Genomic DNA, 13548 nt, shown 5'->3' on the forward strand with positions numbered 1-13548 from the left:
TGCCCCTGCCTTTACTGCTGCTGATGGTTGCGCAGGCGGTACTGACGGGCAGTGACGAGGCCGCGCCATCGGGCGCGGGTGGCCTGTTCGCCGTCCAGCCACTGCGGGCCGGTATGGCCGGCGGGGAGGGGGAGGCCGGCCATGAACGCCGCGATATCGATGTAGTAGGCGTAGTCCCCGTTCCGGGTCTGTTCGCGCAGCCGGGTAACGGTCGCGGCGAGTGCTTCCTGGTCGTCGCGTACCGCCTGGTCGAATGCCGCGGCCAGTTCGAGGGTCGGGGTTATAGAGGTGAGGCCGGAGGCATCGATCTCGGTGCGCAGGGCGGGAAGGCGGTCGGCGAGCGCGGGATCGCCGGCATCGCGGAGCAGGGCGGCGATGGCCGCGTTGATCATGGTGGCGCGTAGGTCGAGACTGACGAGGAGCTGATGGGCGAGGTCGATCTCGTCGGCGGCCTGACGGGGGTCGTAGAAGGCGACGGCGAGGGCGCGCAGGGCTTGGTTGTGTGCGGCTTCACCGGCTTTGGCGTGCTGTTCGGCCTCGGTCCGACCGACGAGATAGGCGGCGGCAGCGCGTTCGGGTTCTCCTTGCAGCCACCATAGGTCGCCCAGGACGCGCCGGTGGCGTCCTTCCCATCCCAGGGTCTGTGCGGCGGCGTGCGCGGTAGGGAAGTCGCCGGTGAGCCGGGCGGCATGGGCGAGACCTCGCCGGGCGGCGGCGGCCAAGCGGCCGTTGTTGTCGGCGACCTGCTGGTAACCGCGACGTGCTGCCTCGCCATGTCCGGTGTCGCGGTAGGCCTTGGCCCGGTAGTACAGGGCGATTTCTTCGAGTCCGACAGGCAGGAGACGGCTGTCGAGGATGGTGGTCAGCCGGTCCACAGTGCGGGTGCGGTGTTCGTGCTGGCGGCGGGCGAGGGTGCTCAGGAGTTCGACCAGGGCGTCGGCGGCTGTGTCCAGGCGATCACTGGTTCCGGGTGGCGCGATCGGCTCCCAGACGCTGTCGCTGATATAGGCCCAGGCGGCGTCGGTGAGCCAGCCCAGTTCCAGGCGGTGGTCGCCGGCCAGACGCAGTCCTTGGCGCAGGCAGCCGGTCAGGAGGAGCCGGTCGCGGTCAGAGCCTGCTCGCCACTGTCGTCCCAGGGCGGTGAAGGCGCGTGCTGCGGCGCGCTGCCAGTCGGCGCGGCTCCATCGGTCGTCGGTATGGTCGTCGGCGTCGCGGATGGTGGAGCAGATCAGCCCGTGCAGGTGGTAGGGCCAGAGCCCGAAAGGGTTCTCCCGGACGAAGGGGCGTTCGATCAGCCGCATGGCCGGGGCCTCGTGGGGGAGGCCTGCTGCCTGCGTGGCGAGGGAAACGTCGAAAGCGTCCAGGAGGCTGACCGACCGCAGGACGTGACGCTCGTCCGGGGTCAGATCAGCCAGGGTCCGGGAGATCAGGGCAGGGAAGTCGTGGTCGAAGTCGCCGACGGTGGGGGTGCGTCCGGTGCGGCGGATCTCCAGGAAGCGCATCACCGACAGGTCGAGGTAGAGCGGCAGACCGTGGCTACGGCCGGTGATCACCATGCGCAGGTCGCCGGTGATGAGGGGCTGCCCGTCGCGGGAGAGCCGGCGGGCGAGGTAGTCGTCACAGTCCTCCGGGGCGAAGTCGCCGACCAGGACCTGCCGGCCGCCGCTGCTGGTGGGCAGCGGGGTGCGGGTGTAGGGAGTGTCAGCGGCGGCCAGGCCGGGCCACGCCTCGGGCCCGGTGAAGTCAAGCTGGCCCTGAAGGCCTTCGTCGGCCCATTGCAGCCTGCCACGCCCGGTGATCACCCACAACACGTTCGGCATCAGCCACACCACGCGCTGGATCAGCCGCTCCAGGTCTCGCCGGGTCCGATCCCCGACGTCCTCGAAGGTGTCGAGCAGGACGACGGGCGTGACGCGTTTACGTTCGGGCAGGCGGGCGATTTCCCAGGCGAGCAGGTGCGGGTAGTAGGAGAGGGCATCCAGATCAGGCTCGGCCACCAGCAGGTCGGCCAGCCGCGCGCATCCGGCGAGCGCGCGGACCGTCTGGCGCCGCTCGCGCAGCGCTCCCACCAGAGCGCCGGTGACCTGGCCGACGACCGATCCGACCACGCCGGGCAGCGCCAGTATGGAGGCCACCTCCTCAAGCACGGACTGCATCTGCTCCGGCAGGACCTGCCCGAACCGTGAGGTGAGGCCGCCGCGGCGCAGATATTCCTCGATCGGCTCACCCGGATGATTCGCCTCCCAATATCGGCGCAACGCCAGGTCGAAGGCGGGCAGCGGACGTCCGACATGAGCGGCAAGGGCAAGGCGGACCATGAGCACCAGATGCTCGAAGTCGGTGCCGGCGGAGCGGGCCAGGTCAATCCGCACCGGCAGGATCCGCCCGTCAGGCCAGCTGGGCTCACCCCACTGCGACGGCCGCTGCCCAGCATCGGCGAGAGCCGCCTCAAGCTTGCGGGACAAGGTCGTCTTGCCGATCCCACCGACACCGTGAAGCACGATCACGTTGTTCCGCGAGGCTTCCAGGTCTTCGACGTCGAAGCCAGGGGAGGTCACCCGCCGCAGGTGCTCGGTGAGCGCGTCGGCCACCAGGTCCCACTGTGCCTGCCGATTGGTGAACGCCTCCTGTGCCGTCACACTGCGGTCATTCGTACTGAACAGGTCCCTCAGATCACGGCCACCGGTCACGCCTACCCCCGAAAACGATCACGTGTGGGCTTCAACCTATGCCAAGGGGCCTGGGTTGGCAGCGGGCTCTGTCCAGTCTGGCCGACTTGATGCCACCCTGGGTGTCGTGCAGCATCTTTCGCCGATGAAGCCCGCTCCCGGGCCCTCGTACAGCACCACCCTCACCATCCGGTAGCCGGCAGGCGTACTCGTCACTGGCCTGACCTCACAAAAGCGATCGCCGCCGGGTGGCACCGTACGACCGGCCTCAGGCGCTGATTCACCGCCCGACTTCGGGAGATCGCCCCCGGAGGCCGGGCATGGCTCTCAGTTCGTTTCAGCCTGATGTCGCCTGCTTAGGGTTGCCGCCATGCTCGGTTCCGCTCGGGGGTTCCATGCCTGCCGAGGAACGCATGATTCGATTCATGCTTCCGGGTCGTACTCAGCCGGTTTTCAGCCCGGCAGTCGATGCTGCAACTGACCAAGTGGAGTGCACTCCTCGTCGCTCGCTCGGAGCGACCCGCAAATTCCGGTCAACCACGCCCAGACAAAAGCAGGCGACGTACCGCCTTGTCCCGGGCTCAGCGCGGCCGAGACCGCGTCATCCGCAGGAACGGGGCATAGCTATTCTTGGTCGTCAGGCGCATTGTCTACACAATGGGGCTCAACATGATGTCGAGGTCTAGGAAGTTGGCCGTTCATGTCCGAGTCCGAGCCCGTGCCTGCCCCCGTGGGGCAAGTAGAGTTCGAGTCTGCCAGGGACGCGGTCCTTGCCGTCCTCGCCCTCTATGCCCAGCGGATCGACGTCGAGGAGCGGCGTCCGGAGCCGGATGAGGCGCTGATCGCCAGCCTGGCCCGGGAGCGTGCCGCCTACGGCAGGGTGCTGCGAGAGCTGCAGAACGCTGACGCCGCCGGCGTCGCGCGCATCACCAAAACCGCGCACGCCCTTCTAGCCCGAACCGAAGAGGACGAGCTGCCTCACTGACTGTCGCTGGCGTCGTGCCGGGACGTTCCGGCTCAGCTGCTGGCATCTGGCGAAAAGGGCCTCGGCAGGAGGGGAGCCGCCAGAGCGGAGATGTCATCAAGCTCGGTTCGGTGTTGGGGAAGATGCGCGACGAGCTCTGCTTGCCGGCTTCGGAAGAGATGGGCCTCGGCCTGGGTGTACGGGCGCGTCCTTTCGGCGTTCAGAGCCGCGAGCGCGCTCGCCTTGGTGTGGGTGCCGGTGGCGGTGCCTGCCGGGGCGGCGAACAAGGAGCGGCCGTCGCGGTCGAGGACCTGAAGGGTGCTGACGGCCTGTTTCTCGACGGCGAGTGGGATGCATCTGGCGACCGCGTTGAAGCACCGGTCGTGACCGCTCACCGAAGTGAACCTCGCGGGTACCTGGTGGCGAACCTGCTCCATGTAACGGCAGGCGGTGGCCTGACGGCTGTCGGCGGCCCGTACGGCCACCACGACCAGTGAGATGCGGTAACCGGCGGCGGCGAAGCCAGCCACGCTGGAATGGAACTCCTCCGGTGTACTGGGCGCTGTCTCGATGACCGCGTCGCCCCGACGCTGCCGTACGTAAGCCTCTGCCTGCTCCTTCCAGAACCGGTAATCCGCGCGGATGATCGCTCCGGCCGTCCGCGGGTGGTCGTGCAGCAGCCTGCGGTAGTCCGGGTGGGCGGCCTTCAGGAAGTCGCTGGAGATCAGTGTCGGCACGCGGATGCCGTGCTGATTCAGGATCTCGCGCGAGCGTAAGCTCTTGTTCCCACCGGGCTGACTCATCACGTAGATGACGTGCGGGTCGTCGTGCGCGGTGACGTTGTCCAGATGGACCGGGACGATGTCCCGCTCGAAGATGCGCTGCCGCTGGCCGTGAGGCAGACACCCGAAGCCGTCACCCGTCTGCGTCTTCGGGTGCTGGCGGGCGGCGAGGACACGGACCGTCTCAAGGTCCTCGGTCCCCGTCTGCCGGCGCTGTGCGGTGAGCCGCTCCTCCCGCAATTCACATACCACCGCCGCCACGGCCCGCTCAAACCGGTCCTGGATCCGGTCCTCCCACAGCTGCTTCCGGATGACGGCCACCACTGCCGCCGCTCCCTGTGGCAGGGCCCAGGTCCCGTCGGTCAGGACATTGCTGTACAGGACTCGTCCCAGGTGCCCGATGACGGTGACACGATCGACGAGGCGCTCGGTCTCCACCACAGCGAGGGTGTCGGGCAGCCGGTCGGCGCAGGCGGCCCGGTGGGCGGCGGAAACGTAGCGCACAGCGCCGAGCTGCCGCGCGTGTTGCAGATGCCGGGCGGTGAGCCTGAGTTGCCCCACCGCATACGGTACGTCCAGAACAAGCAGATGGATGCGATAGCGGGCCAGGCGGTACGCCGCGCTCGACTGACGCAAGTCCTGCGGGTCGTCCAGCGCGATCTCCTCTACCACGTCGGCACCGAGGTCCCTTGCGCGGGCGGCGAGATCCCGGGCCCATTGACGGGTATCGGCGCGCACCGTGCCTCCGGCGTGCCGTTCGTCCGCAGCCAGGGCCGCGGCATACCCGGGATGTTCTGGCTTGAGGAGGTCGGCGCAGATCCGGACAGCGTTCGGGAGCACGAGGGGTTGGCGCTGGTCGGCCACTGTGGTCTTGCCGCTGCCGGGCGCTCCACCGACGAGCAGTACGCGCGGGCAGGAGGAGGGAACCACGCCGGCCAGGAACGTGGGCAGGACACGGTGCGACAGGATCGCATGCAGATCGTATGGCGACGGTGCCGTAACGGTCCTCGGACTCACGGGCCCTCCTGGCACGATGTGAGCGGGCGCGGGCGCCCCGGGAGGTCGTGGCACCGTGCCACCACACCCTACACTCGTTCCATCGACGCGAGAAAACAGAGCGAGAAAATATCGGTATGAGGTGCTGCCGACCGACAGGGGGTTCACTGATGCCACGTCCGGCCAAACCTGCGCAGGGCAAATACGCGGGCTTCGCGCGCTCCGTGCGCGCGCTGCGCGACGCCGCCGGACTGTCCGTGCAGACCCTCAGCGACGCGAGCGGCGTGCCACTCTCATCCGTCTACGCGGCCGAGAGCGGCACCCGCCTGCCTACCGAGGAGAACTTGGCGGCGATGGCCCCCGCGCTCGGTATCGAAGTCGAGGCTGCCGCCGAGATGCGCCGGTCGGCCGACCACGACGCACGGCTGGGCTCACCAGCTGCCGCCGATCCCCACACGCTGCGGACCGCCGCGGAGCTTGCCGACTGGCTATCCGCGCTACGCGCTCGTGCCGGTATGCCGACCCTGCGCACTCTGGCCTCGGTAACGGGTACGAGCCCCTCGAGCCTGAGCCGCCTGTTCAGCGGACACGTTCATCTGCGGCAAGACCAGCTGACTACCATTCTCGAAGCACTTGGGGCCACCGAGCGCGAGCGGGATGAGGCTGTGGCGTGCTGGCGGCGGCTGCAACGCGATCGCGGCAGCAGGCCCAGCTCGCGCACACTTGCCTTGCTGTACGGAGCCGCCACCTCGTGCGCCTATCCCGGCTGCACCGTCCCCCTGATCAGGCGAGACGGTGAACACTACCGAGTCGCCGTTGAGCTCGCCCACATTGAGCCCGGCGCCGATGCCGCGTACCGGGAGCACTTCGACAACCTCGTCTTGCTGTGCCCTCAGCACCACCGCAGCCACGGCAACGCCAGTCCCGAAGATCTCAGAGCTTGGAAGGCCGTCCAAGCCACCCGAGCCCGGGAAGTCGCCCACTCGCACGATCAGTTGCTCCTGGGCATCTTTGAAACGTTCTTCCTTCGCCGCCCTACCCTCTTCGTCGCAGAACCCGGCGACGGCGACGACCACAGGGCAAGACGTCGGGAACCGGCACGTTACCTCCAAGACGAGGTGGCACCGTCGGCAGCACGGATGCTGCTGGGTCGCGTCCTGCGCGACTGGCGCGAGGAACGCGGCCTGAAACAGCAGGAGGTGGCGCGCCGACTGGGCTTCTCGCCTTCGAAGCTGAGCCGGACCGAAAGCGGACACCACGAGATCAGAGAACAGGACCTGCACCGACTCCTCGCCCTATACAAGATCACCTCCTTGCGGGAGCAGCAGGCGCTCATCGACCTGGCCCGGATCGCCGGCCAGCCCACCTGGTGGCATCCGTGGTCGGCGGTGGCCCAGCGATACCTGCAGACCGTGGTGAGCTTCGAAGACCTTGCGGTACGCATCCGCTCCTTCGACGTCCTCTACCTGCACGGCCTGCTGCAGACGAAGACATACGCCCAAGCACTGATCGAACGCGGACGCGGCACTCGCGACACACACCTGCAACTGGTCGACCTCCGCAGCGAACGCCACACCAGGTTCACCACCGCAAAGCACAAGAAGATGATCTGCGTCATCCACGAGGGCGTACTACGCCACCCCGTCGGCACCCGCGAGGTCATGGCCGAGCAGATCGACCACCTGATCACCCTCTCCCAGGACGACAACCGCTTCCAGATCCGCCTGGCCGAATTCGACGGCTTCGACATGCCCATAGAACTGGGCGCCACCACCATCTTCGACTTCGAAGGCCGCGTCCCCAAGATCGCATACGCCGAAAGCCTCGACGGCGGACTCTTCATCCAGGACGAGACCATGGTGGAAAACCGGGAGAAGGCATTCGACAAACTGCTTGTCCGTTCCCTAAAACCCGAGGCCACACGGCTCAAGCTCCAGCAACTCGCCTCCGACCACTACACCTGAGACCAACAACGCGTGCAGGCCGGAGGAAGCAACAGCGAATCCGCGTCTGGACATCCCGAAGGACGCACAAGAGCCAAGAGAGCGTCCCCGAGGGGGAACACCGAGCCAGCACACACAGTTTCGGCCACCGACGAGCGAAGCCCTGACGGTGGCCTCGCTCAGGGCCGGGCGGCGAGCCATCCCCCGCCACGGCACGTTTGCGGTCGGACACAAGAACCACGATAAGAATCTTTTGCGATTACTCTCCCGGATACGTAGCGGTTGGGCACCATGGGCATATGGAGGGATCGCCTCCCTCTCACCCTCGAACTCGTATCGGCACAAGGAGCAAACGTTGGTCAAGCAGTTGCCAGGCATCGTTGAGCCTGACGATGGCGACGGCCACAGGACCGGACGTCGCGGGGTCGTGCGATACCTCCACGACGAAGCATCCCCCTCCGCACCCCGAATGCTGCTGGGTCGCGCCCTGCGCGACTGGCGCGAGGAACGCGGCCTGAAACAGCAGGAGGTGGCGCGCCGACTGGGATTCTCGCCTTCGAAGCTGAGCCGGACTGAAAGCGGACACCACGAGATCAAAGAACAGGACCTGCACCGACTCCTCGCGATCTACGAGATCACGGCTCCGCAGGAGCAGCAGGCGCTCATCGACCTGGCCCGGATCGCCGGCCAGCCCACCTGGTGGCATCCGTGGTCGGCGGTGGCCCAGCGATACCTGCAGACCGTGGTGAGCTTCGAAGACCTTGCGGTACGCATCCGCTCCTTCGACGTCCTCTACCTGCACGGCCTGCTGCAGACGAAGGCATACGCCCAAGCACTGATCGAACGCGGACGCGGCACTCGCGACACACACCTGCAACTGGTGAACCTCCGCAGCGAACGCCACACCAGGTTCGCCACCGCAAAGCACAAGAAGATGATCTGCGTCATCCACGAGGGCGTACTACGCCACCCCGTCGGCACCCGCGAAGTCATGGCCGAGCAGATCGACCACCTGATCACCCTCTCCCAGGACGACAACCGCTTCCAGATCCGCCTGGCCGAATTCGACTGCACCGACATGCCCATAGAACTGGGCGCCACCACCATCTTCGACTTCAAGGGCCGCGTCCCCAAGATCGCATACGCCGAAAGCCTCGACGGCGGGCTCTTCATCCAGGACGAGACCATGGTGGACAACCGGGAGAAAGCTTTCGACAAACTGCTTGTCCGTTCCCTGGAGCCCGAGGCCACACGGCTCAAGCTTCAGCAACTGGCCACTGACCACTACAGGTGACACGCCCCGCCAGGGAGCGGGAAAATTTCGAGTGGAGCCGGCGCTGTACGGGCTCCAGCCCCTTGAGTCAGCGTTTACGCGCCACGCCGGCGTAGAGGGAGACCTGCCGTTCGGTGAGCACGGCGGGCCCGCTGCCCGGCTCCGGGCGCCACTGGTGTGCGAGTACCAGGCCAGGATCGACCAGGTCCAGTCCTGTGAAGAACCGCTCCACCTCGGCGCGGTTGCGTACCTGGGCCGGCGTGCCGCGCTGGATGTAGGTGTCGATGATGGCCTGCCACGCCTCGGGAGCGTAGTCGCCGGTGCAGTGGGACAAACTCAGGTAGGAGCCGCTGACCAGGGGCTCCAGGAGGCGGGCGACGAGCTCGCGGGGGCGCCGGTCATCAGGGACGAAGTGCAGCAGGGCATGGAGGCTGAGAGCGATCGGCTGGTTGAAGTCGAGGACATCCTTCTCGACGACAGCGGCGATGACATCGTCAGGCTCGGTGGCGTCGGCCTGGACGTAGGCGGTCCGGCCCTCGGAGGTTCCGTCCAGGAGTTCGTCGGCGTAGACGAGGACGATCGGGTCGTTGTCGACGTAGACGACCCTGCAGTCGGCCGCTACATCCTGCACCACGTTGTGCAGGTTGGGCGTGGTGGGAATGCCGGTGCCGACGTCCAGGAACTGACGCACCCCCTGCTGCGCCAGATAGCGTGCGGCTCGGTGCATGTATGCCCGGTTCACGCGGGCCACGGTCTCGATCGCGGGGAAGACCTCGATGACCGCACGGGCGGCCTCCCGGTCCACGGCGTAGTTCGTCGTCCCGCCGAGGTAATAGTCGTACATTCGCGCGCTATGGGCCCTGTCCTGGCCTAAGTCCGTGCTCGGCTGCTCTCCCACAGCGCCCCCCAACTGGTCGCTACCGCCCGCCCTCTGAGAGAGCGGAGTGCACTTGCAGCACCCCTGTCCATACTGACCGCTCACCAGGGTTGTCCCATCCTGACCGCGACAGACCCGACGTACCGCAGGACGGCCTCGACGGACAGCCCGGCACACGATACGAACCGGTCGCAGGCAACCCTGGTGAGTCGACGATCTTTTCATCTCAGTACGAGAAGGGTCGACCGACCGTTCACCCTCAAGTGGGGACGCCCGGCCAACATCGAGCTGGAGCCTTCAGAGACGGCCGTGGCCAACTGCTGATGTGAAGGCGGCCGCTGCCTTTCCGGAGACCCGCATCACGGGTCCGTTGTGGATCTTGGAGTCACGGATGAACACCTGCGTTTCGGACGGCTGCGCCATTTCCACGCAGGCGCCCTCCGAGTAACTGTACGAACTCTTCCGCCAGGGCGTGCCGTGCCGGCCCAGATCCTGCTGCGCTGCGCGCGTGATCTTCTTCACCGGATACCTCCTACGGTGAACTCCCCGTTGTCCGGATGCAATTGCATCCGGATTGGACTAGGTAAGGATCGCCGCCCCACCAGTCGGCTATGCACACCCGGTGAACAATGTCTGATTTCAACCGTTCGTCGTGCCGGGGCCCGGCGCAGCCACCGCTCACCGCGGACCGCCCTTCGGGAGATGGCTGCCGGGATGCGCGAGCTGGAAGACGGCTCCCGGTAGCGGCCGGCATATCTCATGCCAGGACGCTCCTCTCGGCCGCCGGAGTGATCGCCATACGGCGAGCTGTCCCGTTCGACGGCGGTGCTGGAGGTGAAGCTGCGGCGGCGCGTCGAAGCCGACCTGACGGCGACCACTCGCTCGTCCACCGGTAGCAGCCAGGAACCTGGATGCATGAAAACCCAGGTCAGGGGCCACCCGACCTGAGTTTCACCGGAGCCCCCTGTCGGATTCGAACCGACGACCTTCGCTTTACAAGCTCAGCCGAGGGCTCGGCATCGCGAACCTGATGGTGATCCACAGGCTGTCGGACCTGCTCTCGGCGGGCGACGCCGGCTCGCGCGGCCGAGTCCTGGCCGAGGGCCTGCTGGCCGACTGCAGCACTCGAATCATCTACCGCCAGGAGCCCGATCAACTCGCCGCAGCCGCATCCCTGCTCGGCCTGACCGGCGTGGAGACGCAGGCGGTCTCCGCTCTGACCAAGGGCCGGGGCCTGTGGAAGGTCGCCGGCCGCTCCTCCATCACGCAGCACATCCTGTAGCTGTTCGACACCGACGCCCGCATGGCTGCCTAGCTAGGGCTTCGCTGGTCGGACGTGGACCTCGAACATCGGGTGCTGCGGATCAGCAAGCAGGTGCAGCGCGTGGGCGGGGAGCTGTACGAGGACACCACCAAGAGCGGCCGGGCGCGTCCCGTGCCCCTCCCCCTGATCTGCCTAGCAGCGCTCCGTTGGCACCGGATGCGGCAGACGGAGGCTGCGCGGCTCAAGGGAGAGGAGCTGTCGCCGTCCTCCTACGTCTTCACCACCCGCACCGACCGCCCGATCGACCCGCAGAACATCAACCGGTCGTTCTTCCGCATCACCGCCGCCGCCGGCCTTCGCCGCATCCGCCTTCACGACGCCCGGTACGGCTGCGCCACGCTCCTCACCGCCGCCGGTATCGCGCCCCGCTTCGTGATGGAGCTCCTGGGGCACAGCCAGCTCAGCATCACCATGGGCGTCTACACGCACGTGACCTCCGACACGCAGCGCGAGGCCATCAGCCACACGGATCGCCTGCTCAGACGCCGGGTCGACCGTAAGTGACCGTCCGCGTTGAGGTCACCCGTGGATGCCGAACGCCCCGAACCGATCACCGGCCGAGGCGTTCGCGCTGCTCAGAAAAAGAGCCCCCTGTCGGATTCGAACCGACGACCTTCGCTTTACAAGAGCGGCGCTCTGACCAGCTGAGCTAAGGAGGCGTGGGCGCGGCCGGTGCGGCCGTGCCTGTGCAGTGTACCCACCGAGCGGCGGGGGCCTGTCGAAAATTTCCTCGAAGTTCACTGGTGTCCGGGTACTGACAGGGCGTACGGGCGACAGGTAGCGTCTCGGTCCAGTTCACCTCGGTGGACTGGACCAACCACCTTCCTACAACGGATCGTCCGGCACGTTCCTGCCGGTAGAAGGGGGCCCTTCACCATGGCCACTGTCACGTTCGACAAGGCGACCCGGGTCTACCCGGGTTCCACCAAGCCCGCCGTCGACGGCCTCGACATCGCGATCGAGGACGGCGAGTTCCTCGTCCTGGTCGGCCCGTCGGGCTGCGGCAAGTCCACCTCGCTCCGGATGCTCGCGGGCCTGGAGGACGTCAACGGCGGAGCCATCCGCATCGGTGACCGCGACGTCACGCACCTGCCGCCCAAGGACCGGGACATCGCCATGGTGTTCCAGAACTACGCCCTCTACCCGCACATGTCGGTCGCCGACAACATGGGCTTCGCGCTCAAGATCGCCGGCGTGAACAAGGCGGAGATCCGGCAGAAGGTCGAGGAGGCCGCGAAGATCCTCGACCTCACCGAGTACCTGGACCGCAAGCCGAAGGCCCTCTCCGGCGGTCAGCGCCAGCGGGTCGCGATGGGCCGTGCCATCGTGCGCGAGCCGCAGGTCTTCCTCATGGACGAGCCGCTGTCCAACCTGGACGCCAAGCTCCGCGTCTCCACCCGTACCCAGATCGCGTCGCTCCAGCGCCGCCTCGGCATCACCACCGTCTACGTCACCCACGACCAGGTCGAGGCCATGACGATGGGCGACCGGGTGGCCGTACTCAAGGACGGTCTGCTCCAGCAGGTCGACTCGCCGCGGAACATGTACGACAGGCCCGCCAACCTCTTCGTCGCCGGCTTCATCGGCTCCCCGGCCATGAACCTGGTCGAGGTCCCGATCGCCGACGGCGGCGTGAGGTTCGGCAACAGCGTGGTGCCGGTGAACCGGGACGCGCTGAAGGCCGCCGCCGACAAGGGCGACCGCACCGTGACCGTGGGCGTGCGCCCCGAGCACTTCGACGTGGTCGAGCTGGGCGGCGGCGCCGCGGCCACCACGCTGACGAAGGACGCCGCCGACGCCCCGGCCGGCCTCGCCGTCTCCGTGAACGTCGTCGAGGAGCTGGGCGCCGACGGCTACGTGTACGGCACCGCCCAGGTCGGCGGCGAGCAGAAGGACCTGGTGGTCCGCGTGAACGGCCGCCAGGTGCCGGAGAAGGGCGCGCAGCTGCACGTCGTGCCGCGGCCGGGCGAGACCCACGTGTTCTCGACCTCCACGGGCGAGCGCCTCTCCGACTGAGCCGGAATCCCCGACGGAACGAAAGGGTCCCGCAGTCGCAGCGGGGCCCTTTCGCGTGGGCGGATCCCGAGCGGAAATACCCCGGCACAGCGATCATTTCGGGTGGGCCGTCAACCCCCTACCCAGAAAGTGCCACCAGTTCATCCCCCAATAGGGTGACTAAATGTCGCCAAATCATCACCCCGCGCTACCCTCACGTCCGTGAAGCACTCCACCACCCCTCAGACGCGACGTGGCCACCGGGGCGGCCCTGCCCGCCACATCGGCCGCACTCTCGCCCTCGTCCTGCCCGTCGTCCTGGTGCTCTCCGGGACCCTCGCGGTCACCCGGGTCAACTGGACGGGAAGCCCCTCCAGCTCGGTGCTGGCCGCCTCCGACATCTCCACGGTCGAGGCGCCCGCCACGGCCGCCAAGGCCGCCCAGCCCGCCAGGGCGGACAGCCGCGCCCCGCAGGACGTACTCCGCGACCGGCTGATGTCCGAGCTGCAGGCGAAGAACCCGGGCGTGGTCCTCACCCACCTCCAGCAGGCCGTGAACGGACACCCCTCGCTCGCCCGGCACTGCTCCTCCATCGCCCGCGCCCTCGGCAAGGCGGCGGTGCACATCTACGGCGCCTCGCGCGCCCAGTCGTACGCCCGCCCGGTGTGCGACACGTCCTTCGCCTCGGGCGTGCTGGCCGCGCACAGCTGAGCCCCAGCCACCTG

9 protein-coding genes, 1 tRNA gene and 2 pseudogenes are annotated in these 13548 nt (G+C 67.5%); 7 read left to right on the plus strand and 5 right to left on the minus strand.

Annotated elements, in window-relative coordinates:
* Positions 1-11: 11 nt before the first annotated feature.
* Positions 12-2639, minus strand: a complete 2628-nt coding sequence (locus tag NX794_RS04430) for a P-loop NTPase family protein (RefSeq protein WP_309505960.1) — start codon at positions 2637-2639, stop codon at positions 12-14.
* A 730-nt stretch (positions 2640-3369) separates the two neighbouring features.
* Between NX794_RS04430 and NX794_RS04435 the strand changes: the two genes are divergently transcribed.
* Entirely contained in the window at positions 3370-3654 is a 285-nt protein-coding gene (locus tag NX794_RS04435; protein ID WP_258776809.1) for a hypothetical protein, read from the plus strand.
* Between the two features lie 32 nt (positions 3655-3686).
* Here the strand turns inward: NX794_RS04435 and NX794_RS04440 are convergent, their stop codons facing one another.
* Complete coding sequence (locus NX794_RS04440; protein WP_258776810.1) at positions 3687-5432, minus strand: zeta toxin family protein; 1746 nt, start codon at positions 5430-5432, stop codon at positions 3687-3689.
* Between the two features lie 149 nt (positions 5433-5581).
* On the opposite strand from NX794_RS04440, the gene NX794_RS04445 reads away from it, so the two are divergent.
* Positions 5582-7375: a Scr1 family TA system antitoxin-like transcriptional regulator gene (locus NX794_RS04445; protein ID WP_258776811.1), complete on the plus strand. Its 1794-nt coding sequence runs from the start codon at positions 5582-5584 to the stop codon at positions 7373-7375.
* A gap of 334 nt (positions 7376-7709) precedes the next feature.
* Positions 7710-8648 (plus strand): helix-turn-helix domain-containing protein, encoded by a 939-nt coding sequence (locus NX794_RS04450; protein ID WP_258776812.1) that lies wholly within the window; start codon positions 7710-7712, stop codon positions 8646-8648.
* A gap of 67 nt (positions 8649-8715) precedes the next feature.
* Here the strand turns inward: NX794_RS04450 and NX794_RS04455 are convergent, their stop codons facing one another.
* Entirely contained in the window at positions 8716-9525 is an 810-nt protein-coding gene (locus NX794_RS04455; protein ID WP_258776813.1) for an SAM-dependent methyltransferase, read from the minus strand.
* 276 nt (positions 9526-9801) lie between these two features.
* Entirely contained in the window at positions 9802-10026 is a 225-nt protein-coding gene (locus NX794_RS04460) for a DUF397 domain-containing protein (protein WP_258776815.1), read from the minus strand.
* 457 nt (positions 10027-10483) lie between these two features.
* Between NX794_RS04460 and NX794_RS36015 the strand changes: the two are divergent.
* Positions 10484-10786, plus strand: a pseudogene (locus NX794_RS36015) (ATP-binding protein); the annotation flags it as partial.
* Positions 10787-10819: 33 nt separating this feature from the next.
* A pseudogene (locus NX794_RS36020) lies at positions 10820-11332 on the plus strand (tyrosine-type recombinase/integrase); the annotation flags it as partial.
* Between the two features lie 81 nt (positions 11333-11413).
* Here NX794_RS36020 and NX794_RS04475 read toward each other — a convergent pair.
* Positions 11414-11487, minus strand: a tRNA-Thr gene (locus NX794_RS04475).
* 217 nt (positions 11488-11704) lie between these two features.
* On the opposite strand from NX794_RS04475, the gene NX794_RS04480 reads away from it, so the two are divergent.
* Together NX794_RS04480 and NX794_RS04485 are read left to right on the plus strand one after the other, a co-directional pair.
* Positions 11705-12844 carry an ABC transporter ATP-binding protein gene (locus tag NX794_RS04480; protein WP_258776817.1) on the plus strand — a complete coding sequence of 380 codons (1140 nt, stop codon included), beginning with the start codon at positions 11705-11707 and terminating at the stop codon, positions 12842-12844.
* Between the two features lie 201 nt (positions 12845-13045).
* The gene (locus NX794_RS04485; RefSeq protein ID WP_258776818.1) at positions 13046-13534 is read left to right on the plus strand and encodes a hypothetical protein; all 489 of its coding nucleotides are present in this window, start codon (positions 13046-13048) and stop codon (positions 13532-13534) included.
* Positions 13535-13548 lie beyond the last annotated feature (14 nt).

The organism is Streptomyces pyxinicus, assembly GCF_024753135.1.
In the GTDB taxonomy this organism is placed as follows: domain Bacteria; phylum Actinomycetota; class Actinomycetes; order Streptomycetales; family Streptomycetaceae; genus Streptomyces; species Streptomyces pyxinicus.

Excerpts from the sequence above, each read along its gene's own strand:
- NX794_RS04445 (WP_258776811.1), top strand. The coding sequence starts at position 5,582 with ATGCCACGTCCGGCCAAACCTGCGCAGGGCAAATACGCGGGCTTCGCG.
- NX794_RS04435 (WP_258776809.1), top strand. The coding sequence starts at position 3,370 with ATGTCCGAGTCCGAGCCCGTGCCTGCCCCCGTGGGGCAAGTAGAGTTC.
- NX794_RS04480 (WP_258776817.1), top strand. The coding sequence starts at position 11,705 with ATGGCCACTGTCACGTTCGACAAGGCGACCCGGGTCTACCCGGGTTCC.